This window comes from Pseudarthrobacter sp. SL88 (assembly GCF_026672455.1).
Classification (GTDB): Bacteria; Actinomycetota; Actinomycetes; order Actinomycetales; family Micrococcaceae; genus Arthrobacter.
The window spans coordinates 3,664,101-3,688,030 of the sequence record NZ_JAPPRD010000001.1; the positions used below are offsets into that span (position 1 = coordinate 3,664,101).

The following is a 23,930-nucleotide window of genomic DNA, read 5'->3' on the forward strand; positions in this document are numbered from 1 at the left end:
ACAGTCGACTTATGACACTGAGGACGGATGCCATGGCCGGACTGACAGCCCCGCTGCTGGGACTGCAAAAGAAAAGCCTGCGCGAGCAGGCCCTCTCGGCGTTGCGGACCGCCATCACCAGCGGCGAGCTGGCACCGGGACGGCACTTGGTGGAAACCGAACTGTCCGAAATGCTGCAGATCAGCCGCGGCACGCTCCGGGAAGCCTTGCGGCAGCTGGAACAGGAGGGCCTCCTCTCCGCCGGACCGCGTGGCCGCCTGTCCGTGCGGCACCTGGACCACAAGGAGATCCGGGACATCTTTGCAGTGCGCGCGGCTCTGGAGTCCCTTGCTGCCCGGACACTCTGCGAATTGGCGGACCGCCAGCACGTCACCGAGTCGTTGCACGCCGCCATCGACGCCATGGCCGCAAATGCCGGGGGCACGCTTGAGGAACGCATCGAGTCGGACCTGGAGTTCCACCGGACCCTCTGCCGGCTGACCGGCAATGAAACGCTCCTGCACTCCTGGGAGTCGCTGGAGGGCTCCATCCGGATGTCCATCATGTTTGCCGGACAGGAAAAAGGCGTCAGCAACATGAGCGTTGACCGCCACCGGGACATCGTGGATGCCATCGATACCGGTGACGCCGGGCTGACGCGGAAGACCATCCTCGAACACATGGACACCGCCGCCGCGAACCTTGTCTCCTAGGGCTCACCATTCCCGGGGCCGCCGGGAATCCCTTCGGGCTGTCAACCGTTAACTTACTGTGCGGTAGGAAACCCGTCCGCTGGTGAGGGATGTGATGAGCGCAAAGTTTGAATCAGTAGAAGACGACGCCGGCAAGGTCACCCGGTATGTCCGGCATGCCAACGGCGGCGGTTTCGTCGCACCGGGCGCCGTGGTGCCTGAGAGCGTCCGGGTCGGCCCGATGACCTACGTGGAGCACGGGGCGGTCATCGGAGCAGGCTGCCGGATCGGCCACGGCAGCTGGATTGACCGGGAAGCGAAGATTGGAGCCAAGACCGTCATCGGCGACGGCGTCCGGGTTGGCCGCGGCACCGTGATCGGCAACCGGGCCAACATCGGCAGCCATTCCCGCATCGGGTCTGGAGCCCTGATCGGGCACGGGGTCCATCTTCATTCGGACAGCACCGTTCCCGATGGCCACCGGCAGCTGCAGAAGCCGCAGGCCCTGGCGCCGGCGAAGGAACGCCCGCACCGGAAGCCCGACCGCGGGATAGCTGCCTGACCTTCGCCCGGCCGCCTCGAGAACCTGCAGCCCGCCGTTGTGGCGGCCTGCCCGTTGTGGTCAGCCCTCGCGCTGCAGCCGGTTCCTGGCGGCCGTAAGGGCCCACACACCAATGAAGGCGGCCACGAGCAGGAGTCCCGCCTCCCCCAGGTCGAGTTCCCCCAGCCAGGTGGTCAGAGGGTCGCCAATGCCAAACGCGGCATTGGTGAATCCGCCAAGCGTGACGGCGGCGATGAACAGCGCTGACAGGGCTGAGATGCCGGTCACCACTGCGTTGAAGCCGAGCCTGCGCTGCGGATTGTGGATGGCGGACCGGTACATACGCATCATGGCCACGCCGTTGACGGTGTCGCAGACGGTCATTGCCGCCGTGAAGGCGAGGGGAAGGGCCATGAGCGCCAGCGGGGACACCCCGGCCAGCGACGCGGCGGTGGTGACCACCAGCAGCCCGATGGTGGTGGCCGTATCGAAACCGAGCCCGAACAGGAAACCGATGACATAGATGTTCCGTGGCCGTTGCACCGCGGAGAGTGGCTTGGACAGGAGCTGGGCAACAAACCCCGTGCTTTCCAGGTCCTCCTCCCGGATCGCCGCGCCGCCTCGCGCACTCCGGTATACCTGCGCGGCACGCACGAACGCCGAACCGTTGAACAGCCCCATGGCCAGCAGGAACAGCCCGGACACGCCACTGCCGATCAGGCCGAGAACGTGGTTGCCGGTGGTTCCGTTTTCCATGAACTGGCCGATCACCGCCGCGCCCGCCACCACCAGCAGCCCGGCCAGGACCACCACGGAACTGTGGCCCAGGCTGAAGGCGAACCCCACGCTGACGGGGTCCTTCCGCTGGGCCACGAACTTACGGGTGGAGTTGTCGATGGCGGCGATATGGTCCCAGTCGTAACTGTGCTTGACGCCGGCCACGTAGGCGGTCAGGACCAGGCCGAGGGCAAGGGGCGCGCCTGCTGTTGCCGACCCGGCGACGAGGAGGACGACGGCGGCAATATGCAGCGCGGCCACGGCACCAAAGGTGGCCAGCAGGCGGGTCCGGAACGGCAGGGTTTCCCGGTCGCGATACAGGGTGGCGATGTTTGCCAGTGCCGTCATCAGTGCTTCCTCAGGTTCAGTGGGCCTTGCCCGTGCCAGCGTTCCCTCAGGAGGTCGGCGCAGGCGGCGAGCAGGCGGTTCAGTTCGCCGGTGCTGTTGGACAGCGAGCGCAGCACCAGGCCGGTGGTTCCGGCAACGGTGCGGGTGAGGGTGATTCCGGTCCGGGCGTCGTAACCTGCCGTGAGGTGGTGCAGGCGGTCTGCGAGTGCCTGGTCCACCCGGGCGTCCACCACCACCAGTGAGCCCAGGTGGCTGAAGCCTTCCATGAACCCCAGGCCGGTGACGTCGCCGAGGGGAGGCCGGATCAGCAGGTTGTCGAGGGCCAGCAGCTGCGTGCCGCCATCCGTTTCGACGTGGATCCCGTTCCGCAGCCGCACTTCCTCGTACCGGAAGGCGGCGCCGTCCGGCGACCAGCCTGGGGTCACCACTTCCGCCATGACAAGGCTCGACGACGGCCGGAGGGTCACGGAGGTCCGTTGCCGGTAGCTGGCCTCCCGGTAGGCGATGAGCTGGTCCGGCATGAGTTCCAGCCGCGCCCCCTCCCCCAGCCGCACATCCATCCGCTGCTCAGCAAACGACCCCGGCGTCCGGTAAACCTTGGTAGCGGACTGGGTAGTCAGCAGCAGGTCAGCGCCATCCCCCACCTCCACATCCAGCAAGAACAAATCCGCCCCAAGATAGGCTCCGCCAGGATTCACCACGACATAACAAACCTGCCCGGAGTCATCGAGATAATGCGGCCGGAGTACCCGGAGGGCCCCCTCATGAAACTGGCGTGAAGCAACTGACCGGCCGCCCCGGAAACTGATACCAAGCTCAAGCCGCCCCATAGGTGACTGTCCGTGGCTGGGTCCGGCGGCTTCGCCGGATTTGGGGCCGTGCCCTTCCCCAGGCGCTCCCAACCGTCGCAAGCTCGGGTCGGGGCCCTCGCGCCAGTGGGCCCCCCACGAGCCCCGCCACGCCGCGGCCCCAAAATCCGGCCTCGCCGCCTCAGCGTGTATGTCACGTTCGGGCAAGTCCACGAGTGCCATGTCTATTGGGCCAAATCGAGCATCAGGACGTCGTGGCGTATCCACTCAATAACCTTGTCCAGCCCTTCGTCGGTTTTCAGGTTGGTGAAGCAGAACGGCTTGTTGCCGCGGAATTCCTTGGAGTCCCTTTCCATGACATTCAGGTCCGCTCCGACGTGGGGGGCGAGGTCAGTTTTGTTGATGATGAAGAGGTCTGACTTGATCATGCCCTGGCCGGCTTTGCGGGGGATTTTTTCGCCCTGGGCCACGTCGATGATGTAGATGGAGAAGTCGACGAGTTCGGGGCTGAAGGTGGCGGAGAGGTTGTCGCCGCCGGATTCGACGAAGATGACCTGGAGGTCGGGGTGCCGGGTTTTTAGTTCTTCGATGGCGGCGGTGTTCATGGAGGTGTCTTCGCGGATGGCGGTGTGGGGGCAGCCGCCGGTTTCGACGCCGATGATCCGGTCCTCGGGGAGGATGCCGTTGGCTGCGAGGATTTTGGCGTCCTCGATGGTGTAGATGTCGTTGGTGATGGCGGCCATGGAGATGTCACCGCTCATGTGCCGGGTGAGCCGTTCCACGAGTTGGGTTTTGCCGGCTCCGACGGGCCCGCCGATGCCGATTTTGATGGGTTCAGTCATGGTGTTCCTCCTGTAAAGCGATAAGCACTGTTAGCTCATGAACATCCGGGCACGCTGGCGTTCGTGCCGCATTTGCGAAATTTCCAGTCCGGGGCTGACGGCGCCGAAGTCGTCCGGCGTGAGGTGCGCGATCGCCTCGATGGCGGCAGCGACGTCGTCGTGCGCTTTCCGCAAGATCCGTTGGCCGGCGTTCTGGCCGAGCGGGATGGCCCGCACCGCGTTTTGGGTGAGGGACGTGACGGTGGCGAAAAGGTAGGCGGCGAGCGCCTCCTTCAGGGGTACGCCCAGGGAGCGGGCGACGACGGCGAACGCCAGCGGTTGGTGCCCTGCGGCGCGGCCGCTGGCCACGGAGTCCCGGTACAGTTCCAGCGCGGGCGAGGGGAAAACCTCAGCCCCAATCTCCAGCAACCGGCCGCCCATCTTCACACTGGCCTCCCGAACCTCCCGGGGCATCAGAGAGGCGGACAACAGGGCATCCAGCTCAACAACATCCCACCCCTCATAAAAAAGCCGAACAGCCAGCCCATCAGAGTAAGCAAGCGACTGCGAGACAAACGCACCAAGCCAGAGTCCAAACGACTCCTCATCAAAAACAAGCTCCCGATCGATGTACGACTCAAACCCGAGTGAGTGCGCAAAAGCCCCAGTAGGAAGCGCAGAGTCAGTGAGCTGCTGAAGAGCAAGCTGATACCCACTCACGAAAGACGCCCCCAAGGCGACGTTCGCGCCCAACTCGGCGTAGGCGGGTGATAGGGGCCGCGGCGTGGCGGGCCTCGTGGGGGGCCCACAGGCGCGAGGGCCCCGATCCGAGCTTGCGAGGATTGGGAGCGTCTGGGGACGGGCACGGCCCCTATCACCCGCCGAAGCCCCCGGGCCCGCGCCCATGAAGGAGCCAAAGGCGAAGAGTCAGTGCGAGTGTTCAGCATGGCGGAAAGGCACAGGCATGACGCGTTCCTGGCGGGCGTAGGGCACGGAGTTGTGGATGAGGTAGTCCTCGACGGTGTGGTCGTAGGCGCACACCATGACGTCGGCCCCGTACTCGCTGGCGGCGTCGAAGAATTGTGCCTGGAGGTGGCGGTTGCCGAGGGAGTGTGCGGTGACGCCCATTTCGTGGATGGTGCGGGGGGCGATGACCAGGACGTCGGTGGGCAGGACGGAGACCACGATCATGTTGGTGTCGGCGACGTGGAGGATGTCGCCGTCGCGGAGGTCGCCGGATCCTGATGCGAGCCTGATGCCGATTTCGTTGCCGTGGTCCGTGGTGGCGCGTTGGATGCGTTTGACCAGTTGGGCGCTGGGCAGCACCACTTTCTCGCGGTGGAGACCGGTGTAGGCGGCGAGGTCGGTTTCGGGCAGGTCGTGGAGGTTGCCGAGGACTTTCTCGATGATCACGTGGTTTCTTTCAGTGATTTGGACTTTGAGGGGTTAGAAGAGGAAGTAGCGCTGGGCCATGGGAAGGACGTCGGCGGGTTCGCAGGTGACGTCTTCACCGTCCACCGTGACCTGGTAGGTTTCCGGGTCCACCTGGATGTCCGGCGTCGCGTCGTTGTATTTGAGGTCGGCTTTGGTGAGGTTCCGGATGCCGGAGACGGGCCGGATGACCTTTTCGAGGCTGAGCTCTGCGGGGACGCCGGCGTCGATCGCGGCCTGGGAGAGGAAGGTGATGGAGGTTTGCTGGACGGCCTTGCCGAACGCACCGAACATGGGCCGCATGGTGCGTGGCTGAGGGGTGGGGATGGACGCGTTCGCGTCCCCCATCAGGGCGTAGGCGATCTGCCCGCCTTTGATGACGAGTTCGGGTTTGACGCCGAAGAAGGCCGGGTCCCAGAGGACCAGGTCGGCAAATTTTCCTTCTTCCACGGAGCCGACCGTGTCCGCGATGCCCTGGGCGAGCGCGGGGTTGATCGTGTATTTGGCCACGTAGCGTTTGAGGCGGAAGTTGTCGCTCCCGGCGCTGCCGTGCCCGGCGGCCGAGCCGTCGGCACCAAGGTCCGTGCCGCCGTCGGCCGCTAAAACTCCGCGCTGCTTTTTCATCTTGTCCGCCACCTGCCAGGTGCGGGTGATCACCTCGCCCACCCGGCCCATGGCCTGGGAGTCGGAGGAGGTGATGGAGAAGATGCCCATGTCCTGCAGGACGTCCTCGGCGGCGATGGTCTCGGCGCGGATGCGGGAGTCGGCGAAGGCCACGTCCTCGGGGATGTCCGGGTTGAGGTGGTGGCAGACCATCAGCATGTCCAGGTGCTCTTCGATGGTGTTGCGCGTGTACGGCAGTGTGGGGTTGGTGGAGGCGGGCAGGACGTTGGGCATCCCGGCGATTTTGATGATGTCCGGAGCGTGGCCGCCGCCGGCGCCTTCGGTGTGGAAGGTGTGGATCACGCGGCCGTTGATGGCGCGGATGGTGTCTTCCACGAAGCCGCACTCGTTGAGGGTGTCGGTGTGGATGGCCACCTGGACGTCGTATTCATCGGCCACGGTCAGGGACATGTCGATCGAGGACGTGGTGGAGCCCCAGTCCTCGTGCACTTTCAGGCCGATGGCACCGGCGCGGATCTGCTCGGCGAGGGGGTTCGACGGCGGACGCGTGGCCCTTGCCGAACAGGCCGATGTTCATGGGGAACGCCTCGGCGGCCTGCAGCATGCGGTGGATGTGCCATTTGCCGGGTGTCACCGTGGTGGCCTTGGTGCCCTCCGCCGGGCCCGTGCCCCCGCCGATCATGGTGGTGACGCCGCTGGTCAGGGCCGTGGCCACCTGGTCCGGGGAGATGAAGTGGATGTGCGTGTCGATGCCGCCGGCGGTGAGGATTTTGCGTTCCCCGGCGATGATCTCGGTGCTGGCGCCGATCACGATGTCCACGCCGTCGGTGATCTGGGGGTTGCCGGCCTTGCCGATTCGGAGGATGTGGCCGTCCCTGAGGGCAACGTCCGCCTTGTAGATTCCGGTGTAGTCCAGAATGACGGCGTTGGTGATGACGGTGTCGGGGATGTCCTCATCACGGGTGGCCTGGCCGTTCTGGCCCATGCCGTCGCGGATCACTTTGCCGCCGCCGAACACCACTTCCTCCCCGTAGACGGTGAGGTCCTTCTCGATTTCGAGGAACAGTTCGGTGTCAGCAAGGCGGATCTTGTCGCCGGTCGTGGGGCCGTACAGGTCGGCGTACTGCCGCCGCGGGATCTCGAAGCTCATGTGGCATCCCTTTCGGTGGCTGACCCGCCCGGGCGGGGGCCGCCGTCGAGCTTTCCGTTGACGGCGTTGCTGAGCCCAAACACTTCGCGGGACCCCGCGAGTTCGATGAGCCGGACGCTGCGGGAGTCTCCGGGTTCAAACCGGGCAGCCGTCCCTGCGGGAATGTCCAGGCGCCGGCCGCGGGCTGCCGCCCGGTCGAAGTCCAGCGCAGCGTTCGCCTCGGCGAAGTGGAAGTGCGAGCCCACCTGCACGGGCCGGTCGCCGGTGTTGGTGACGGACAGCTCGATGGCGTCGCGCCCCGCGTTTGCCGTCACGGGCTCCGGGCGGAGGACGTATTCTCCTGGAATCACTGCGGCTCCTTAGCGGATGGGATCGTGGACGGTGACCAGCTTGGTGCCGTCAGGGAAGGTGGCCTCGATCTGCACGTCGTGGATCATTTCGGGCACCCCCTCCATGACGTCCTCGCGGGTGAGGATGGTGGTGCCGTAGCTCATGAGGTCGGCAACGGTCCGGCCGTCCCGGGCGCCTTCGATCAGTTCGTAGCTGATGATGGCCACCGCTTCGGGGTAGTTGAGCTTGAGGCCGCGGGACTGCCGGCGCCGTGCGAGGTCGGCGGCCACCACGATCATGAGTTTTTCCTGCTCACGTGGCATCAGATGCATGGGTTCCTCTCCAGGGCCTGGCACGGTCTTACGTTTATAGACCGAAGCACCATGCTTAGCCAGCGCTCCCGCTGCATCGCCTCCACTGTGGTCTTTTGTGCCCACACTAGGCGGGTAAGGTTTCCGTCAGATTTCGGAAGGATTGTCCCGTTCCCTGCCAGCCGGTGGAGCCAGGCGGTAGCGTTTGCGCCCGCCCTCGACAACCCCTCCGCAGCAGGCACCGCATGCCTCAAATCCAAACTGATGGCACTTGACTTGACAATTAAGACAATAGCCATATTGACAAGTTCATAAAATAAATTGACAAATTAGTGAACACTACCTGTAACATCATCCTCGCAAGGCTAATTAATACAAAGGGGGATAAAATGGAGAATGAAAGCACAGTCGGCGAAGTCGACTCAATGTTTGAAGTAGTCGTCGAGGAAGCGCCGGTTGTTTCACCTCGCCAAGACGTAGGACACTGACTGGCCGGCGGGTCCCGGGCTACGGCCCGGAACCCGCCTGCTTTTCGTTTAATTATTGGGGGAAAGTGGACCTCTCACACGAACTCGGGGTAGCAATCGACCGTGCCCTGACATCTCAGACTTCAGAGCCCCGCTACAGGGTGTTCAAAGACGGCACCTTGGACTACCGCGCGTGCAACCAGGTTGCCCGCCGGTGGAAAGCCGGCGCTGGAAAGCCTCAGGATCAACTCCGAGAAATCGCTGGAAATGGCGCAGTTCTTGCACTAAACGACGTCGCGGCCTGGAATGACAACATCCGCCGCTGCCTGACCGAAGACTCGAGGCCCCTTCCAGCCACTGTTTCCGGCGACGACGTAGTGACCACCGACGTGTATGCCTTCGTCTCAACAGCAGCCGGATGGACAGCTTTCGGTGCGCATGTCGATTTCGAGCACTCCATAATTCTTGACCTCGACGGAGCAGGGAGGGATGTTGTGACCTGGCCGGAGGGGGCAAGGTATGGCCAACGAATGGATGATGCCAAGGCATTCTTTGGGATCTCTATGGATTGGAAAGAATGGTTGGCGGACTCGACGAGATACAAGCTCGCTCCAGGTGACATCGCTGTTATCCGGGCCAGGCAACCTCATATATTCCACGCAAATGGTCCAGGCATGTTTCTGGGCATAAGTACCGTAGGGCACAACACCAGCAGCCTCGGCTCATCTGTTTCGGAACTTGCAGCAGGCGCCGCTTTGGTCCCCAAACACGACTCAGATCTAGTCTCTCGGATCACGAATGCTGCCGTTCCTCCTCCTGTCAGACTCGTGGATTCCGTTGATTTGGAAGTAAGTCCCGACGGCCTTCGGTCCCATGGCAAGTACGTTGCCCTCAGCAGTACCGAGCGTAATTTGTTCACCGCAAACACAGCCGCCAGCATAGTGGCCGCCTTCGGAGCGGCTTCGCCGCCCGCAATTCGCACTGTGATCGCCAAACTCGTTATGATCGGGGCCGCAATTGTCCACCCAAATACTTGAAAATGATGAGCTACTTGAAGTTTTGGACCAACTGGATCTTGTCCATGATGGAGGCTCCTACGTTTCCCGTCGCAACATACTAAGTGAAGAATCAACTGCTCGCTTGGCAGGCATTTTTTTCAATGCGTTTGGCCAAGTAGGTACGTCCCGCTTTTCAATACGCGTGATTCACGCTGGCAAGGACCTCCATCCAGCCCAATTCCTTACCAGCCGCACCGGAGATGGCTTAATCGACCACGTTACGGTCAAAGACCGCGTGTTGCACCACTATCTCCAACAAGGGGCCACGGTAGTTTTCGACCACGTCAACGATCATGTGCCCGCGGCGCAAGCCATCCAAGAGCGGGTGGAAGCCCTAACGGGGTCCAAATGCTGGGTCCAGTGTTACATTACGCAGGCATCATCATCGGCCTTCGACATGCATCGCGATGATCACGCGTTTGTGATCGTCCAACTTGTTGGCCGAAAGGAGTGGCGTCACGCCGCAGAGACCGTCGGAGCTCCGGAAAGTGCCGTGTACACGCCCGGATCGGTCTCGTTCTACCCCAAGGCAACGCCACATGATGTCCACGGTCTTGGTGAAATGTCCATGCACCTGACCATCGCTTTCGAAGGGTTTGGCGGTAAACCATTCCAGGAACTCGCAGACGACGCGGCCAGGACACAGCTTGTCCGCCGCCGCGGTTCCGGGCTGCCGTTCTCCATCAACACCCGCCTCATAGACGCCGCCACGCCCGCACGCCTTGCAGTGAGCCATGTACCTCGATGTTCGGAGGGCTCGGCGGAACTGCGGGTGTGGTCCGGAGCTGGACAGCTCGCGGTTCCGGCCAGGTTCGAAGACGTTCTTCACCTTTTGGCCAAACGGCCGGCAACGACGCCGGCCCAGGCATCTGAAGCTTGCGGCATTGACGAAACGGAAATGCTTCAATTCTGGGCTTTTGGGTTCGAAAACGGCCTCCTCCACAACCCAGCGCAGTGACGTCAATGAAAGGACTTAGCTTCACCGGACCGTTCGAAATCGCAGGGTTTCCTCGCCTCTTTACCGCGGCCTTGGTATCCGGGCTCGGCGGATCTCTCGTCCCCATCGCCTTCGCGTTGGAAAGTCACAGGCTGGAGCCTTCCGGGTGGGGCCTGACAGTGGTCCTTCTCTCCCTTTGGTCAGGACGATTCATCGGAGTGTTTGCTGTCCAGCGAATTCGCCCGGCCCGGAATCCCGTGCGGGTGATGATATTTTCGGATCTCGTGCGGTTCATTGCCCAAGCCGGACTGCTTGGCTGGATTCTGACACTGGGAACCGACAGTCCGCCGACTGGGGCGATCACTGCATTGTCCATTTCATCGGGTGTCTATGGAATCGCACTGGCCTTTTTCCAACCGGCGCGGTTCACGGTGATTCCCCGGCTGATCCCCTTGGAGCAGCGGGGACGCGTCAATGCGTGGCTTTCAGTGCTCGGAGACGTGTTCGCCATCTCCGGACCACTCCTTGGTTCACTGGTCTTCCTGTCACTTGGCTTCCAAGCCATTCTCCTAATCGATTCAATTGGATTCCTTGTCGGAATCGTTGTCCTGGCCGGCCTTCGGCTGTCGAAGTCGCCAAGCCAAACCACACCTGAGGCGTCTGCCAGCAATGGCAACAAAAGAATCCGCGCCAAACTTCCTCCCGGCATCAACACAGGACTGGCCACCTGGCTGTTCGTCGCGCTCACGATCGGCCTCCTGGGGACGGCGGGCCCTACCCTCGTCATCGAGCAGAACTCTGCCGCAACGTGGGCGGTAACGGCAGCATTTATGGCTGCCGGCTCGCTTGTCGGTTCGGCGTCGTCGCTGTTGGGCTTCCTCAAAAAAGTCCCATGGAAATACCTGCACCTGCTCTGTTGCCTGAGCATCGCAACGCAGCTGCTTTGCTTCCTGCTGGTCCCGGTGCCGGTTCTACTGTGGGCCGTGGGGTTCCTGGGCGCAGCCCTGACAACTGCTTCAGGTATTCAGTGGGACACCCTGGGCCAGTCCATCGGTGACGATGACCAAGTCCACACGTTTGCCGTTCGGGATCAGATCGTTAACACCGTCGGCGTTCCTGCCGGAATGCTGCTTTTTGGGGTGGCGGGTGCCGCCGATGCTACTTTTCTGATCAGTGCAGGCGTTGCCGGCGCCGTAGCCCTTATGGGTGTAGTGATCACATTCGCGCCGCAGCCCACAGCAGAGACTCCCCGGCCGCTCCCCACCCCGGTGAGCTAGTTACCGGCTCTTTCTGCTCATCTTCGTGGCCTGCTTCCATCGTTTACGCTGCTCAGCCATAGCTGCGGGGTCGCGACGCCGCTCCTGGAACGAGAGTTCGCGCTGGACGGCTAACCAGCTGTCAAGCCTGCGCGCGGACAGACGACCGTCGGCGACAGCCGCAGCGACGGCACATCCCGCGGTTCGTTCGTGCAAGCAGTCGCTGAAACGGCAGTGATATGAGAGCTCGGAGATGTCGGCGAAGGTGTCGGAAATGCCCTCCTGGCCCGCCTGGAGCGCCAACGAGCGAATCCCTGGAATGTCCAGCATTACACCGCCCCGGGGCATGGGAAATAACCGCCGGGTAGTAGTGGTGTGGCGGCCCTGACCGTCACGCCTGACCGGAGCGGTTGCTGCATCAGTGCCATGCAATGCGTTCAGTAAAGAGGTTTTGCCTGCGCCAGAGGCCCCAAGCATGGTTGTAGTCAGGTTCTCCACCCGATCGTGCAGGAGGCTGAGCCCTCGTCCGTCAGTGATGCTGGTCACGATGGTCTCAAGACCGCTGCTGACCGGGGCAACGTGTTCAAGCACTTCATCCAGGTCTGAGCATTGGTCCGCCTTGGTCAACACCAGAACCGGTGTAGCCCCCGAGTCCCACGCCATAACCTGCATGCGTTCAATGGCATTGAGGCTGGGGATGGGATCGGCGGCGACAACGACCAAAATGAGATCGATATTCGCGGCCAGAACCTGAGTGCGGTTACCCCCGGGATCGGGCCGGGCCATGGATGTCCGGCGTGGAGCTACCTCAACAATCGTGCCCTGGAGAACGGCCACCCAGTCACCAGCAACGGGAGTTGTATCGAGGGTCGAGCTGAAGAGAACTGTCTCGGTTACATTTTCCGTTCCTGACGCAGACATCACCTCAGCATGCCCGCCGTGAACAATCGCCACCCGGGCGATCTGCGCTTCGGTTTGCTCAAGGAATGATTCCTCGTCATCTGGAGTCCAGCCGAGCATTACGAGGTCTGTACGTTCCGTCATTGTCCACCTCTAGCCCTTGACGGTTCCTTGGCCCGATCATCGGGTCTCGTGTGTTCAGGCACTCGCTGGCCTCCTACGGCGCAGATTCCCGGATCCTCAGCTGAAATTCGGCTTCAACGTGCACTCCGGCGTCGGCGGTCTCGCGGCCGGCGATCCGATCCAGGAGCAGCGCCATGGACCGTTCGGCGATCTCGCCCATCCCGGGCGAAACGGTGGTCAGGGACGGTGAGGCGAAGCGCGCTTCGTCCACGTCGTCGAAGCCGGCAACTGCCACCTCCTGCGGCACCCTGACGCCGCGGATCAGGAGTTCATGAAGCGCTCCGAGCGCCAGAACGTCGTTCAGGCCGAAGACGGCGTCGAACTCCACGCCCGCTTCCAGCAGCCCGGCCACGGCGGCGGCACCGGCGTCGCGGCGCCACTCACCCGGGGCGATCAGCGCCGGGTCAAAGGGAATTCCAGCGTTCTTCAAGGCGGTGCGGTAGCCGTTGAGGCGCAGCCCGGCGGTGCCGGTGGATTCCTCCGGCGTGGCACCAATAACGGCAATACGACGGCGGCCTCCCGCCAGCAGGTGGGAGGTCAGCGCGGCGGCGGCCTCCTCGTTCTTCATGGTGACCAGGTCGAACCGCGGGTCCACGATATGTTCGCCCAGCATCACGAGGGGCTTGGATCCGGCCCGCTCGGCAATGGCGTCGGCGCCGATGGACAGCGGTGTGAAAAGCAGGCCGTCCGTGAGTTGCCGGAACGGGCCCTGGAGGGCGTTCAATTCGGCCGTCCCCTCCGCGGCGGACTGCTCCACCAGGACGCGGTAGCCGTGTTTGGTTGCCGCGTCCATCAGCTTGGAGGCGAGTTCGGCGTAGTAGGGCGCCGAAAGGTCCGAGAGGACGAGGCCCAGCATGGAGGTCTTGCCGGACCGCAGGCTGCGGGCGGTGAGGTTGGCTTCGTAACCCAGCTCCGCGATGGCATCTTCCACCCGCTGCTTGGTGGCGGGGCGGATGAACTCATAGTTGTTCAGGACGTTGGAGACGGTCTTCAGTGAGACACCCGCAGCCTTCGCAACGTCGTTCATGGTTACTGCCATTAACGTTCTTTTCCTGCCTTCGCCGCGGCCTTGGCCGCCTGCTTGCTGGCCCGCACCTTGACCAGGGAGTCCGGGTCCACGATGTCCGCAACGGACAGGTAGGAGCCGTCCTCACCGTAATGGCCTGCAGCTTCCCGCCAGCCCGGCGCCTGGAGGCCGCGCTGTTTGCCCAGCAGGGCCAGGAAGATCTTGGCTTTCTGGTCACCGAACCCGGGCAGGGCCTTCAGCCGCTTCAGCACCTCGGCGCCGCTGGGCTCGCCCTGGGTCCAGATGGCGGTGGCGTCGCCGTTCCAGTCGCTTTGCACGGCTTCGGCGAGCGCCTGGACCCTGCCTGCCATGGAACCGGGGAACCTGTGGACGGCGGGCCGTTCCTTGAACATCTCCACGAAGGCCTGCGGATCATGGCCGGCAATGGCTTCGGGTGAGACGGTTCCGATACGGGTCCTGATCTTTTCCGGCCCCGCGAACGCCGATTCCATGGTCACCTGCTGGTCCAGCAGCATGCCGGTCAGCAGCGCGAAGGCGTCCTCACTCAACAACTTGTCCGCGGCGGGATCCCCCGTGATGTGCAGCTCCATGCCGTCCATCCTCCCACCTGCGGGCCGCCGTCGTCATAAGGGCGCCTCCGCCGTCACCGACCCGGGGTGTTAGCTGCCCACCGCCAGGCGGATCATGGACCAGGACACCGCCGGGAGCTCCGCGGTGAGGCGGCCACCGTCGGCCTTGACCGTGACGTTTTCCGCCGGCTCCACGGACGTAGAATCGTCCGCGCTTGCCTGCCAGTACGGGTCCTTGTTGGCGTAGGTCAGCGCCTCCAGCACGCGGACGTTGCCCAAGCCGGCGACGGCGGCATCCAGGGTGAGTGCGTCCGTTGCCGAGCGGTTGACGGCGAACACCACCGCCTCGCCCTTGCCGGCGTCGAAAGTTGCAACGGCGGACAGTGCGGCGACGCCGGCGGTGGTGCCGCCGCTGACCAGCGGGGATTCGACGGCGAGCTGCAGGACAGTGCCGGCGGCGTGCCGGGAGGTCAGGGCGAAGGGGTGGAAGGTGGTCTGCTTCCAGGCGCGGCCGCCGGGTTCGGTCATGATCGGGGCAATGACGTTGACCAGCTGGGCCAGGCTCGCGGAATGGACCCGGTCCGTGTTCTTGAGCAGGGTGACCAGCAGGTCGCCCACCACCACGGCGTCTGCCACCGTGTAGGTGTCCTCCAGCAGCACGGGGGCTACCGGCCAGTCCTTGCCGGAGGGTGCCTTGGACTCGGCCCGGCTCATGTGCCAGACGTTCCATTCATCGAAGGAGATGTTCACCTGTTTGGTGGACTTCTTCACCGACTTCACGTGGTCGATGTGGCTGACGATGTCCTTGATGAAGGCGTCCATCTTATGCCCGGCAGCCAGGTGTTCCTGGAGGTCGCCGAAGTCCTCGAAGTACTGGTGGGCGGAGATCAGGTCCACCAGCTCATAGGTTTCGGACAGGACCACGCGCTCCCATTCGCCGAACGTGTCCATGGTGGGACCGGAACTGCCGCAGGCTACGAGTTCCAGGTCCGGATCGATCATCCGCATGCCGCGGGCCGTGTCCGCCGCGAGCCGCCCGTATTCGAGGGCGTTCTTGTGGCCGATTTGCCACGGGCCGTCCATCTCGTTGCCCAGGCACCACATGCTGATGCCGTAGCCGTCCTGTGCACCGTTGGCGCGGCGCTGGTCGGAAAGCTCAGTACCGCCGTCGATGTTGCAGTACTCCAGCAGGTCCATCGCCTCCTGGATGCCGCGGGTGCCCAGGTTGACGGCCATCATGGGTTCCACGCCGGCCTTGGCGGACCACGCCGCGAATTCGTCCACGCCCACCAGGTTGGGGTCTGTGGAGTGCCAGGCCAGGTCGAGGCGTACAGGCCGCTGGTCCTTCGGCCCCACGCCGTCCTCCCACCGGTAGCCGGAGACGAAGTTGCCGCCGGGGTACCGCACGGTGGAGACGCCGAGTTCCCGGGTCAGGTCCAGGACATCACGGCGGAAACCGTCCTCATCGGCATCGGGGTGGTCGGGCTCGAAGATGCCGGTGTAGACGCACCGGCCCAGGTGCTCCACGAAGGCGCCGAACGTGCGGCGGCGGACTGGACCAACGGTAAAGGCCGGGTCAAGGGTTACTTTGGCGGTTGCCGGTTCAGGGGTTGCCACGAAAAACATCCTCGTTTTCTTTTGATTTACAACGTTATAGAAATTATTGTTGGCGCTGCGGTGATCTGAGTCAAGGGTGCGGCGCGAAATGGCCGCCGGAGAGAAACTTTTTCGCAGCCCGGCCGGGAGCTGAAGCGGCACCGGGCGTCCCACCTGCGGCTACGCGCAAAGCAAGTAGCGGTTTCGAGTATCCAAGTAATACCTAATCTGAAAGTCGAGTACCGTTACTCATTCTCCGGCCCCGGACAGCCCACTAGGTTTTTCACAGGGACAGGGCGTCTTTCTGCCCCTGCAGGACTTAGCTCACCAGGGGGTGTGAGAGTGGCAATGCACGCACGGCAGGTGAGCCCAAACTTCCCGGGTCAACGCACCCGGGTACTAAGCGGGGCCGGCGACGAGGAGGCCTTTGAGACCAAGGCCTCTCCCCCAGCCGTCGCCGGCCCTCTTCTTTCTTCGCGCCCTCATGGACCGCGTCCTGCCGCCGGGTTGCCGACGGTTGCGCCGCATGGCAGCACGCAGGTTTCCACCGGTCCGGCCTCGAAAACAGCACAGGCTGGCCGGAATGACGGCAGCCAGGCGATATTGCTTGATCTGGTCACCGGGGCAGACTCACTGACCGATTCCCTTGACCGGCTGGCCGCCGCTGCGGTCCGGTCGGTGGCAGGTGCCCAGCAGGCGGGCGCGCTTCAGTCAGCTGGCACGCGGATCGAATGTGCGGTGGTGCTGACCCAGCCCCGCCGGTCTCCCGCCATTACGGGGACATCGCGGGACGCGGAGCGGATGATGGCGTGGGAGCAGCAGGCGGCGGAGGGCCCCACCAGCGAGGTGCTGGCTGGCGGCCATCCCGTGGCGGTTCTTCAACGGCACGGGGATTTCCGCTGGCCGCGCTACTGCAGCGAGCTTCAGATTGCCGGTTTTGGCAGCGTCCTGGGCATAAGGCTCCGGGTTGACGGTTCAGGCGATGCCGGGGGTTCGGGCCCATCCGGTGAAGCACCGGGCGCGGACGCGGAAACCCACGCTGCGTTGGCGTTCTTCGCCCCGGATTCCAAAGCTTTCCCCCTGCAGGTCATCGCCGAGGCCCGCGCCTTCGCAGGGTTGGCATCCCGGAGCCTGCGGATGGCCCTCGACCTGCATACAGCCCGTTCCGTGGCCTCGGACTTGCGCTCGGCATTGGACAGCCGCACCTCCATCAACGTGGCGTGCGGCGTCATCATGGCCCAGAACCGGTGTTCCTACAACGAGGCGTTTTCCATCCTGGCCAAGGCCTCGAGCCACCGGAACATCAAGGTCCGCAGGATTGCGGAGGACATCCTCGAGCGGCTGCCCGAGGGGCCCCCGCAATCCCACTTCGGTCACTAGCCCGGAGGCAGGCCCGCCCGTCGGCCTTGCACTGACACGACGCGGGCCGCGCTATGCGTCGGCGCGGCGGGTGAAGACCATGTGCACCACTCCGGCCGGCGATGTGGTGGATTCGATGTCGAAGCGCTCGTCGAGTCCTTCCAGCCCGTCCCACAGCCGCTCGCCGCGGCCAAGGATGATGGGTACCACGGCGATATGCATGTGGTCGATCAGGCCTGCCTGAAGAAACTGCCGCACCGTGCCGGCACCGCCGCCAATCCGGACGTCGAGGCCGGGGGCCAGTTCGCGGGCCTTTTCGAGCGCCGTTGCGGGGTCGGCGTCAACGAAATGGAAGGTGGTTCCGCCCTCCATTTCGAGGACCGGCCGGGGGTGGTGGGTCAGGACAACGACGGGCGTGTGGAAGACGGGGTTGCTGCCCCACCACCCCTTCCACTCTTCGTCCTCCCAGGGCCCGCGCTGGGGGCCGAACTTGTTGCGCCCCATGATTTCGACGCCGATTCCGGTGCCCCACTGGCTGGCGAAGGCCTCATCGACGCCGAAGGATGCCTGCCCCTCTCCGTGGAGGCCCATGGCGCGGAAGGTACGGGTCCCGAAGGCCCACTCCATGAGCCGTGATCCGGCATGGCCGAACGGGGCCTCGAGTTGCTGGCCCTCACCCGTGCCGAAGCCGTCGAGGGAGACCGAGAAGTTGTGCACGCGGACGAGGGACATGTCATCTCCTGGGGTGTGCTGACCTGGTCAGATCACCTTAGGGGCAATGAACCCGGAAGCTCCAGAGCCTGCGGCCAGGAAGCAGCAGCGCTGGTCCGTGCGAGCCAGTCCATCATCGCCCCAAGTCCGCAGCCGAATACAGCACCCTGCCCCGCAGTCTCTTAACGGCCGCGTGCTCGACGAACAGGGGAACCATCGTCCTCACAGGCCCCGAATTGAACGCCGCATATTCCTCGCACACCACGTCTTCAACTTCAGCGCGGGAGCACGAAGGAAATCTGCCCTCGAGGGCGTTGATCAAAGACACCAGAGCCCGCTGCTCTTCACTGCACTCCACCCTTGACCTCTTCGTCGAAGCTTCAGAATTTTCACTAGCCAGTCAAGCATCTAGTATAACTAGTAAAAGTCCACGCGTTGGCACAAGCAGTCGACGGGAAACAGCGTTCATCAGCAGCAATTCGGGGTACGGTCCACTGGAACTGCCAGCCGGATGGATTGAGGGGAACCTGTGAGCACCACCAGAGCCGAAGCCGGGCGCATACCCGCTGCGGCCCTGGCCTGGCTGCCTGGCCCGATCGCCGCGGGGCTCGGACTGCTGGCGCATGTCCTGGGCGGCGGGGCCTCACCCGCACTACCGATTGTGGTGGCGCTGGCAGCGTTGCTGGGCATGGCGGCCGCCATCGGCAAGCCCGGGCGGCTTCCCGGGTGGGGCCTGCTCCTCACCGCGGGGATCGCCCAGCAGTTGCTGCACTTCGCCTTCGCTGACTTTTCGGTTTCCACGGGATTCGACGCACCGGCCCATGATCACGGGCAATCGCCGGTCCAGGACCCAGGTACGGCAAACCAAGGCCATACCCAAGGAGCCGTGCCGCACGATCTTCACCTGCTCCTGTACCTGCACATGGCCGCGGCGCTGCTGACGGTTTTCGCCACCCGGCAGCTGGACAAAATCCCCGCACGGCGAAGCCAACGAAATCCGATAGCTACGGACGCCGGCGTTCCGGTCAGGAAGTGAGCGTCCCCCGGACGATGCTGACCGATGAGTGGGCCGGATTCCCGTCCACCGGCTCGTCGGAGACATCCACAATCGGATAGTCCGCCAGCTGGAGGCCTGCGGGCACCTCGAAGCTTCCCGAGTCCGAGTTCATGATGCCCAGGCTGACCAGCCGCGACAGGTCCGGGGCAATCAGCCAGACTTCCTGGTAGCCCCGCGCCTCGTCCTTATCCAGCGTGACATCCAGTCGGCGCGAGCCGTCCGCAGCCTCCACCACCTTCGCCGATCCGGTAGCGGAGTACTGGGCAAGCGGCGTCAGCTGGGCCTGCGCCAGCGGAATGGGCTGGGCAGGCCGGGTGGACACCCAGATTCCGCCTGCCGCAACCATCACAACGGCAGCAGCGGCGGCGATCCATGTCCCGGTGCGCTGCCACCACGCCTTCTTCCGCGGGCCGAAGGCGATAACGTTCGACGGCGCCGGCCCAGCAGGTGAGTCCGCAGGCTTGGTAGCGGCTCCACCCAGCGGGTCCTCCTGGACAGCCTCGGCAAGCCCAAGTTCCCGGTGGATTCCGGCCCACACGTGCGGTCCGGGAACGGACAGGCTGGCGGTATCCGGCGTCGTCTTCACCGCGTCAACTGTGCGGCGCAGCGCGGCGTAGTCGGCGGCACATTCGGGGCAGACGCCGAGGTGCTCCCGGCCGTCCGCGTCCTCCCAGCCCTCGTACATAGCAAGGAGGCTCAACTGTTCCGGATCAAGATGCGGCATGGTCTACCTCCAATCGGCTTCTCAAATGCGTCAGGCTGCGGCGGATGTGGCTCTTGACGGTACCAAGCGGCAGGCCCAGTTTCCGTGAGATCTGTTCGTGCGTCAGGTCCTCATAGAAGGCAAGCTTCATGATGGACCCCTGAGGTTCGCCCAGCCTGTCCAGTTCGCCGTCCAACAGCAGCCGGTCGGCCAGGACCTCTGCGGCCTCTGTTCCGGCACCGAATTCTCCGGCGGCCAGTCCGGCCCCGGCCACCGCGTTGGCCTTGCGCACTTCGCGTGCGGTCGCCGAGTGCGCGTCGGTAATGACGTTCCGGGTGATACCCACGATCCAGGCGGGCAGCCGGGCCAACTCCGGCTTGAAGGTGTTCCGTGAGCGCCACACCCGGATGAAGACCTCCTGGGTGACGTCGTCGGCCGCGGACCGGTCCGACAGGGAACGGAGGGCCAGGGTGTGCACCAGCGGGGCGAATTCGCGGTAGGCCGCCGCCAGAGCCCGCTCGTCACCGGCGAGGAAGGACGCGGTCAGTCCGTCATCCCAGCCGCGGGAGGCCTGCGCAGGAGAGGTCACACGCGGCTCCTTCCCGGCATCGGTGACGAGAATCATGGCTTGTCACCGCTTACCCGGGGACCGCGGTGACTATCACATTGTCGCTGTAGTCCATCCGCTCGTCCAGCCACCGTCCGCCGCAGGTGACCACCTTGAGCTCGTGGGGGCCGGTGCGGCGGAAGAGCGAGCCGCCGTCGAACCTGTCCTTGGCCATCAGTTCCACCCTCACCACACGGTAGGTGAGGTCCGGGGCGCCATCACGGCCCACGCGGACGGCGGTCCCCTCGGCCAGCGATTTCAGGGCCGAGAACGGAGCCCTGTCCGAGGCTGTGTCGATGTGGCCGGCGATGACGGCCGCCCCCTCTACCGCGCCCGGGGCCGGTCCGAACCGGTACCAGGCGGCGCGGTCAAAGGCGTCCGGGATTTCCATGGCGCCTTCGCCGGACACTCCCCCGGGAACCACGGACATGTTGATGGCCGTGCCGGCAATGGAGATCGACGTTGGCGCAGGGTCTGCCGGAACAGCGCCCAGGGTGGCCGGATGGACGGGAATGGGCACCGCACCCGGCCGGGCGGCCGCGCCCGGGACAGTGGTGCCCGGGGCAGCGGGAACCGCATCGGTGGCAGCCGCTGCTGCGGAAGCTGCTGTGCTGGCGGGTGCAGTGGACGGTGCTGAGGACTGGCCGGCAGGCGCACAGGCGGTCAGGACCACAATTGACGCGGCGGCGGCGATCCGCACCCCAACTGACGGGCGACGGCGGGACTCCCCTGCCGTCGTCGTGCGTCCGTTCATCTCTGTGGCCTTTCTCGGTCCCGGGCGCCGGGCCCGACGGGGAGTAGTGGTTTTGTGGTGGGTGGCCGCCCGGCGCAGGTGGGCAGGGTACGCCGGGCGGCCGGTCTTTCCGTTCCCGGACGCTACTGCCGGACGCGGCGCGCTGCCACCGCGCGGGCCGTGCCGAAGCCGCCCAGCAGCAGGGCGAGGGCGGCTGCACCGAAGCCCAGAACCAGTCCTGCCGGTGCCGGTGCATCGGCGGATCCGTCGCGGGCGCCGGGGACAGAACCGGGTGCGGAGTGCAGGCCGGGGATGGTCTGCACCGCGAGCTGCAGGTTCTTGTCCGCCAGGCTGCCCCACGCGTACACGATGGTGTGGGTGCCCTCGGCGATGGTGACGTCCGCCGGGCCGATCACGGGGGCAGTGGTGCCGGTGGCGGCAACCGCTGCGGATACCGTTCCGGGAGCCAGGGTGAGGGTTTGCTCGTTGGGGTTGGCCAGGTTGGTGACCACGGCGCTGCCTCCGGTCAGGACGTCGACGGCGGGTGCCGCGGCGGTGTGCCGGACGGTGAGCTTGCCCTTGCCCGCGGCGATCTGGGACACGTCATTGGTGAAGAGGTTGGCTGTGGGTTTGCCCGCGGCGTCAAGGTTGGCCACGGCGGTGTAGTTGCCGTTGGCTGCGAGGTTCACGGTCACCGGGCCGATGACGGCTGCGGAGGCGTCGGCCGCATCCGCTGCGGTGATCGCGATCTGGTAGGCGCCTGCGGGCAATGCCAGCGGCCCTGCCAGGCTGCCCGGGGTGAAATCATCCAGGGTGCGGTCGCCGTTGACCCAGACATCCACGGTCAGTCCGGGGACGCCGTGCAGCACCGATAGTTGGGCGTCGCCTTCGGCAGCGCTGGCTGGACCGGCCAGGGCCATCGCGGCGGCAATGGCTGCGGCACCGATACCTGCTGTGAAAATCCTCTTTCGCATGTCCTTCTCCTTGGTCGGCCCGTCAGCCGGGCGCTTTTACGCTTACACCCCTACTACTGGTGCGGGCGCGGAGTTGGATGCAGAATCATGGAACTTTTTGTGGGCCGCCTATCCGGCCGCGGGCGGGGCGGTGCTGGACCGTGGCACGAGTTCCGGCGTGACCACGGTGGAACTGACCCCGGCGCCTGCCTCGATTTCCTTCAGCATGACGTCCAGGCAGCGGCGGCCCAGCTCCTCGAAGTCCTGCCGGACGGTGGTCAGCGGCGGGCTGAAGTACCCCGATTCCGGCTGGTCGTCGAACCCGACTATGGAGACGTCGTCGGGCACGCTGACGCCGGCCTCTGCGAAGGCCCTCAGGATTCCCAGCGCCATCTGGTCGTTGCCTATGAACAGGGCGGTGGCGCTGCGCCGTGCCGCAAGCCTGCGGCCGATGGCGTAGCCGCTGCCGGCGCTCCAGTCCCCTTCCGCCAGGAGATCGTCCGCCAGCCCGGCGGCGTGGAGTGCTTCGCGCCATCCCTCGGCGCGCTCAGCGGCGTCGGTCCAGCCGGCGGGACCGGAGACGTGGCCGATCCGCCGGTGCCCCTGGGCGATGAGATGTTCGACGGCGAGCCGCGCCCCTGCGCGCTGGTCCACCATGGCACCGCTCACCTGGCTGTTGCCCAGCGATCCCACGGCCATCACCGGCACCGGAATGTTGAGCGCATCGAGCGCCTGGAGGGTCTCGGCGTGCGGCACCAGCACGGCGATGCCGTCCACCGCCTGGTCCAGGAAGTGGCTGACGGCGTCGGCGATGGCCGCTCCGCTGACCTCACGGAGCGCGGCGATGCTGACGAAGTAGCCGGCGTTGCGGGCGGCCTGCTCCACGCCGAGGAGGGTGTTGGCAGGCCCGTACTGGGACAGCTCGCTGGCCAGGACCCCGATGGTGTGGGACCGCCTGGTGACAAGGCTCCGGGCAGCCGTGTTCCGCCGGTACCCCAGTTCCGCGATGGCGGCCTCCACCTTTTCCCGGGTGGCTTTGCTGACATTCGGGTGGTTGTTGATGACGCGGGAGACGGTCTGGTGGGAAACGCCGGCCACATCGGCCACGTCCTCCAGGCGCGGCATCCTGCCCTTGCTGCTTTTAGCCATCTGCCTATTGTCCCCGCTGGAGCGGAAAGCCCGCCCCGGGCCCCGCGCTGCGTGGTGAGCGGGACCCTGCTAGGGATTCCCGTCCGGAAGGAACAGCTCTTCAAGGGTGGTCTCGAAGATCCGGGCGAGCCGGAAGGCCAGGGGAAGTGAGGGGTCAAACCGTCCGCGTTCTATGGAGATGATGGTTTGGCGGGAGACCCCCAGCTGGTCCGCAAGCCGTTGCTGTGACCATCCGAGCCGTGTCCGGCACTCGTTGACGCGGTTTTCCACTTCAGCCCCGGTGGCGCAGCAGCAGGTAGCGGATGCCGAAGGAGGCGAAGCAGACAGCCAGGATTGCCGGCAGGACCAGTTTCAGGTCGGCCGCAAGATCGGCAGGAACGAATGCTGCCACGGCGGCCAGGACTCCCAGGACCAGGACGAGGTCCGTGAACGATCCTGAGGCTGCCTTGTCATACCACTTGCCTTCGACCGACTCCTCGGGCCGGTCAACTGCGCCTTCGACCGAGTTTCTGTCGACCACCAGGACGTACATCAGCGCCATCGCCGGCATTGCCAGGCACGCTGTGAAAACCGCGAAACCGAGGGCGGGGTTTGACCCGGCCAGGCCGGTCCCCACGGCCAGCCAACCGCCGGCAGCCCCGAGGAGTAGGCCGCCGGGAATGGCGATCAGCACCGCGGGAATCCGGCCACCCCCGAATCTTGCCTGCCCCCACCTGGTGCGTGTCTGCTGCCCTGCCATGGTGTCCCCCTCGATATGTATAACAAACTTTACATGTCTAGTCTGCTTTACATTGCCGGGTACTGCAAGGGGCGTCATCCGCCGGACGGTGCAGTCGGATCAGCGGGCCGGCG

General features: G+C 64.9%; 27 protein-coding genes and 1 pseudogene. 7 read left to right on the plus strand and 21 right to left on the minus strand.

The genetic code is table 11. The annotated features are described in order from the left end of the window. The first annotated feature begins 32 nt into the window (after positions 1–32). Both OVA06_RS16565 and OVA06_RS16570 read left to right on the plus strand, forming a co-directional pair. On the plus strand, positions 33–692 hold the full coding sequence (locus OVA06_RS16565; protein WP_056082735.1) for a GntR family transcriptional regulator: 660 nt from the start codon (positions 33–35) through the stop codon (positions 690–692). A gap of 94 nt (positions 693–786) precedes the next feature. Further along, positions 787–1,233: a transferase gene (locus OVA06_RS16570; RefSeq protein WP_056082739.1), complete on the plus strand. Its 447-nt coding sequence runs from the start codon at positions 787–789 to the stop codon at positions 1,231–1,233. A 60-nt stretch (positions 1,234–1,293) separates the two neighbouring features. Here OVA06_RS16570 and OVA06_RS16575 read toward each other — a convergent pair whose 3' ends face one another. The 8 genes and pseudogenes from OVA06_RS16575 to OVA06_RS16610 all read right to left on the minus strand — a co-directional run bounded on the left by OVA06_RS16575 (position 1,294) and on the right by OVA06_RS16610 (position 7,834). Beyond that, positions 1,294–2,337 carry a HoxN/HupN/NixA family nickel/cobalt transporter gene (locus OVA06_RS16575; RefSeq protein WP_268159797.1) on the minus strand — a complete coding sequence of 348 codons (1,044 nt, stop codon included), beginning with the start codon at positions 2,335–2,337 and terminating at the stop codon, positions 1,294–1,296. After that, positions 2,337–3,167, minus strand: a complete 831-nt coding sequence (locus tag OVA06_RS16580) for an urease accessory protein UreD (RefSeq protein WP_268159798.1) — start codon at positions 3,165–3,167, stop codon at positions 2,337–2,339. The genes OVA06_RS16575 and OVA06_RS16580 overlap by 1 nt, the downstream gene beginning before the upstream one ends. 203 nt (positions 3,168–3,370) lie before the next feature. Further along, positions 3,371–3,988, minus strand: coding sequence for an urease accessory protein UreG (gene ureG / locus OVA06_RS16585; protein WP_268159799.1), 618 nt, complete (start codon positions 3,986–3,988; stop codon positions 3,371–3,373). Between the two features lie 30 nt (positions 3,989–4,018). Next, positions 4,019–4,687, minus strand: coding sequence for an urease accessory protein UreF (locus OVA06_RS16590; RefSeq protein WP_268159801.1), 669 nt, complete (start codon positions 4,685–4,687; stop codon positions 4,019–4,021). 207 nt (positions 4,688–4,894) lie between these two features. Continuing rightward, positions 4,895–5,380, minus strand: a complete 486-nt coding sequence (ureE, locus tag OVA06_RS16595) for an urease accessory protein UreE (RefSeq protein WP_261618586.1) — start codon at positions 5,378–5,380, stop codon at positions 4,895–4,897. 33 nt (positions 5,381–5,413) lie between these two features. Continuing rightward, positions 5,414–7,172 (minus strand): annotated as a pseudogene (gene ureC / locus OVA06_RS16600) (urease subunit alpha). Further along, a complete protein-coding gene (locus OVA06_RS16605; protein ID WP_268159803.1) occupies positions 7,169–7,522 on the minus strand; it encodes an urease subunit beta in 354 nt (117 codons plus the stop codon). The pseudogene ureC and the gene OVA06_RS16605 overlap by 4 nt, the downstream one beginning before the upstream one ends. A 9-nt stretch (positions 7,523–7,531) precedes the next feature. Then, a complete protein-coding gene (locus OVA06_RS16610) occupies positions 7,532–7,834 on the minus strand; it encodes an urease subunit gamma (protein ID WP_015935616.1) in 303 nt (100 codons plus the stop codon). Positions 7,835–8,366: 532 nt separating this feature from the next. Between OVA06_RS16610 and OVA06_RS16615 the strand changes: the two genes are divergently transcribed. From OVA06_RS16615 to OVA06_RS16625, 3 genes are read left to right on the plus strand one after another with little or no spacing between them, the layout of a single operon-like run. Further along, positions 8,367–9,317, plus strand: a complete 951-nt coding sequence (locus OVA06_RS16615; protein ID WP_268159807.1) for a hypothetical protein — start codon at positions 8,367–8,369, stop codon at positions 9,315–9,317. Beyond that, positions 9,298–10,296 carry a JmjC domain-containing protein gene (locus OVA06_RS16620; protein WP_268159809.1) on the plus strand — a complete coding sequence of 333 codons (999 nt, stop codon included), beginning with the start codon at positions 9,298–9,300 and terminating at the stop codon, positions 10,294–10,296. Before OVA06_RS16615 ends, OVA06_RS16620 begins: the two co-directional genes overlap by 20 nt. Before the next feature lie 5 nt (positions 10,297–10,301). After that, positions 10,302–11,552, plus strand: coding sequence for an MFS transporter (locus OVA06_RS16625; protein WP_268159811.1), 1,251 nt, complete (start codon positions 10,302–10,304; stop codon positions 11,550–11,552). Here the strand turns inward: OVA06_RS16625 and rsgA are convergent, their stop codons facing one another. The 4 genes from rsgA to arfA all read right to left on the minus strand — a co-directional run bounded on the left by rsgA (position 11,553) and on the right by arfA (position 15,836). Next, a complete protein-coding gene (gene rsgA, locus OVA06_RS16630; protein WP_268159813.1) occupies positions 11,553–12,575 on the minus strand; it encodes a ribosome small subunit-dependent GTPase A in 1,023 nt (340 codons plus the stop codon). It lies immediately after the preceding gene. 73 nt (positions 12,576–12,648) lie between these two features. After that, on the minus strand, positions 12,649–13,653 hold the full coding sequence (locus OVA06_RS16635) for a LacI family DNA-binding transcriptional regulator (RefSeq protein ID WP_268159815.1): 1,005 nt from the start codon (positions 13,651–13,653) through the stop codon (positions 12,649–12,651). Continuing rightward, positions 13,653–14,240 (minus strand): HhH-GPD-type base excision DNA repair protein, encoded by a 588-nt coding sequence (locus OVA06_RS16640; protein ID WP_268159817.1) that lies wholly within the window; start codon positions 14,238–14,240, stop codon positions 13,653–13,655. Before OVA06_RS16640 ends, OVA06_RS16635 begins: the two co-directional genes overlap by 1 nt. Positions 14,241–14,300: 60 nt before the next feature. Further along, positions 14,301–15,836 (minus strand): arabinosylfuranosidase ArfA, encoded by a 1,536-nt coding sequence (arfA, locus tag OVA06_RS16645; RefSeq protein WP_268159819.1) that lies wholly within the window; start codon positions 15,834–15,836, stop codon positions 14,301–14,303. 573 nt (positions 15,837–16,409) lie between these two features. Here arfA and OVA06_RS16650 point away from each other — a divergent pair. Further along, positions 16,410–17,186 carry a GAF and ANTAR domain-containing protein gene (locus OVA06_RS16650; RefSeq protein WP_268159821.1) on the plus strand — a complete coding sequence of 259 codons (777 nt, stop codon included), beginning with the start codon at positions 16,410–16,412 and terminating at the stop codon, positions 17,184–17,186. A gap of 51 nt (positions 17,187–17,237) precedes the next feature. On the opposite strand, the gene OVA06_RS16655 is transcribed toward OVA06_RS16650, so the two are convergent. Both OVA06_RS16655 and OVA06_RS19805 read right to left on the minus strand, forming a co-directional pair. Further along, a complete protein-coding gene (locus tag OVA06_RS16655; RefSeq protein ID WP_056082783.1) occupies positions 17,238–17,897 on the minus strand; it encodes a dihydrofolate reductase family protein in 660 nt (219 codons plus the stop codon). Between the two features lie 112 nt (positions 17,898–18,009). Continuing rightward, positions 18,010–18,234 carry a three-helix bundle dimerization domain-containing protein gene (locus tag OVA06_RS19805; protein ID WP_397427745.1) on the minus strand — a complete coding sequence of 75 codons (225 nt, stop codon included), beginning with the start codon at positions 18,232–18,234 and terminating at the stop codon, positions 18,010–18,012. A gap of 171 nt (positions 18,235–18,405) precedes the next feature. Between OVA06_RS19805 and OVA06_RS16660 the strand changes: the two genes are divergently transcribed. Then, a complete protein-coding gene (locus OVA06_RS16660) occupies positions 18,406–18,912 on the plus strand; it encodes a hypothetical protein (protein ID WP_268159824.1) in 507 nt (168 codons plus the stop codon). Here OVA06_RS16660 and OVA06_RS16665 read toward each other — a convergent pair. From OVA06_RS16665 to OVA06_RS16695, 7 genes are all read right to left on the minus strand, one after another. Then, positions 18,902–19,657, minus strand: a complete 756-nt coding sequence (locus tag OVA06_RS16665; protein WP_056082793.1) for an anti-sigma factor — start codon at positions 19,655–19,657, stop codon at positions 18,902–18,904. The two genes, OVA06_RS16660 and OVA06_RS16665, sit on opposite strands and share 11 nt — an antisense overlap. Beyond that, the gene (locus OVA06_RS16670; protein WP_200937870.1) at positions 19,644–20,261 is read right to left on the minus strand and encodes an RNA polymerase sigma factor; all 618 of its coding nucleotides are present in this window, start codon (positions 20,259–20,261) and stop codon (positions 19,644–19,646) included. Before OVA06_RS16670 ends, OVA06_RS16665 begins: the two co-directional genes overlap by 14 nt. 13 nt (positions 20,262–20,274) lie before the next feature. Next, positions 20,275–20,997, minus strand: a complete 723-nt coding sequence (locus OVA06_RS16675; protein ID WP_268159827.1) for a class F sortase — start codon at positions 20,995–20,997, stop codon at positions 20,275–20,277. Positions 20,998–21,119: 122 nt separating this feature from the next. Continuing rightward, a complete protein-coding gene (locus OVA06_RS16680) occupies positions 21,120–21,950 on the minus strand; it encodes a DUF4397 domain-containing protein (protein WP_268159829.1) in 831 nt (276 codons plus the stop codon). A 108-nt stretch (positions 21,951–22,058) separates the two neighbouring features. Further along, a complete protein-coding gene (locus OVA06_RS16685) occupies positions 22,059–23,078 on the minus strand; it encodes a LacI family DNA-binding transcriptional regulator (RefSeq protein ID WP_268159831.1) in 1,020 nt (339 codons plus the stop codon). Between the two features lie 69 nt (positions 23,079–23,147). Beyond that, the gene (locus OVA06_RS16690) at positions 23,148–23,348 is read right to left on the minus strand and encodes a helix-turn-helix transcriptional regulator (RefSeq protein ID WP_261618571.1); all 201 of its coding nucleotides are present in this window, start codon (positions 23,346–23,348) and stop codon (positions 23,148–23,150) included. Position 23,349: 1 nt separating this feature from the next. Further along, positions 23,350–23,817 (minus strand): hypothetical protein, encoded by a 468-nt coding sequence (locus OVA06_RS16695; RefSeq protein WP_268159834.1) that lies wholly within the window; start codon positions 23,815–23,817, stop codon positions 23,350–23,352. Positions 23,818–23,930: the final 113 nt, after the last annotated feature.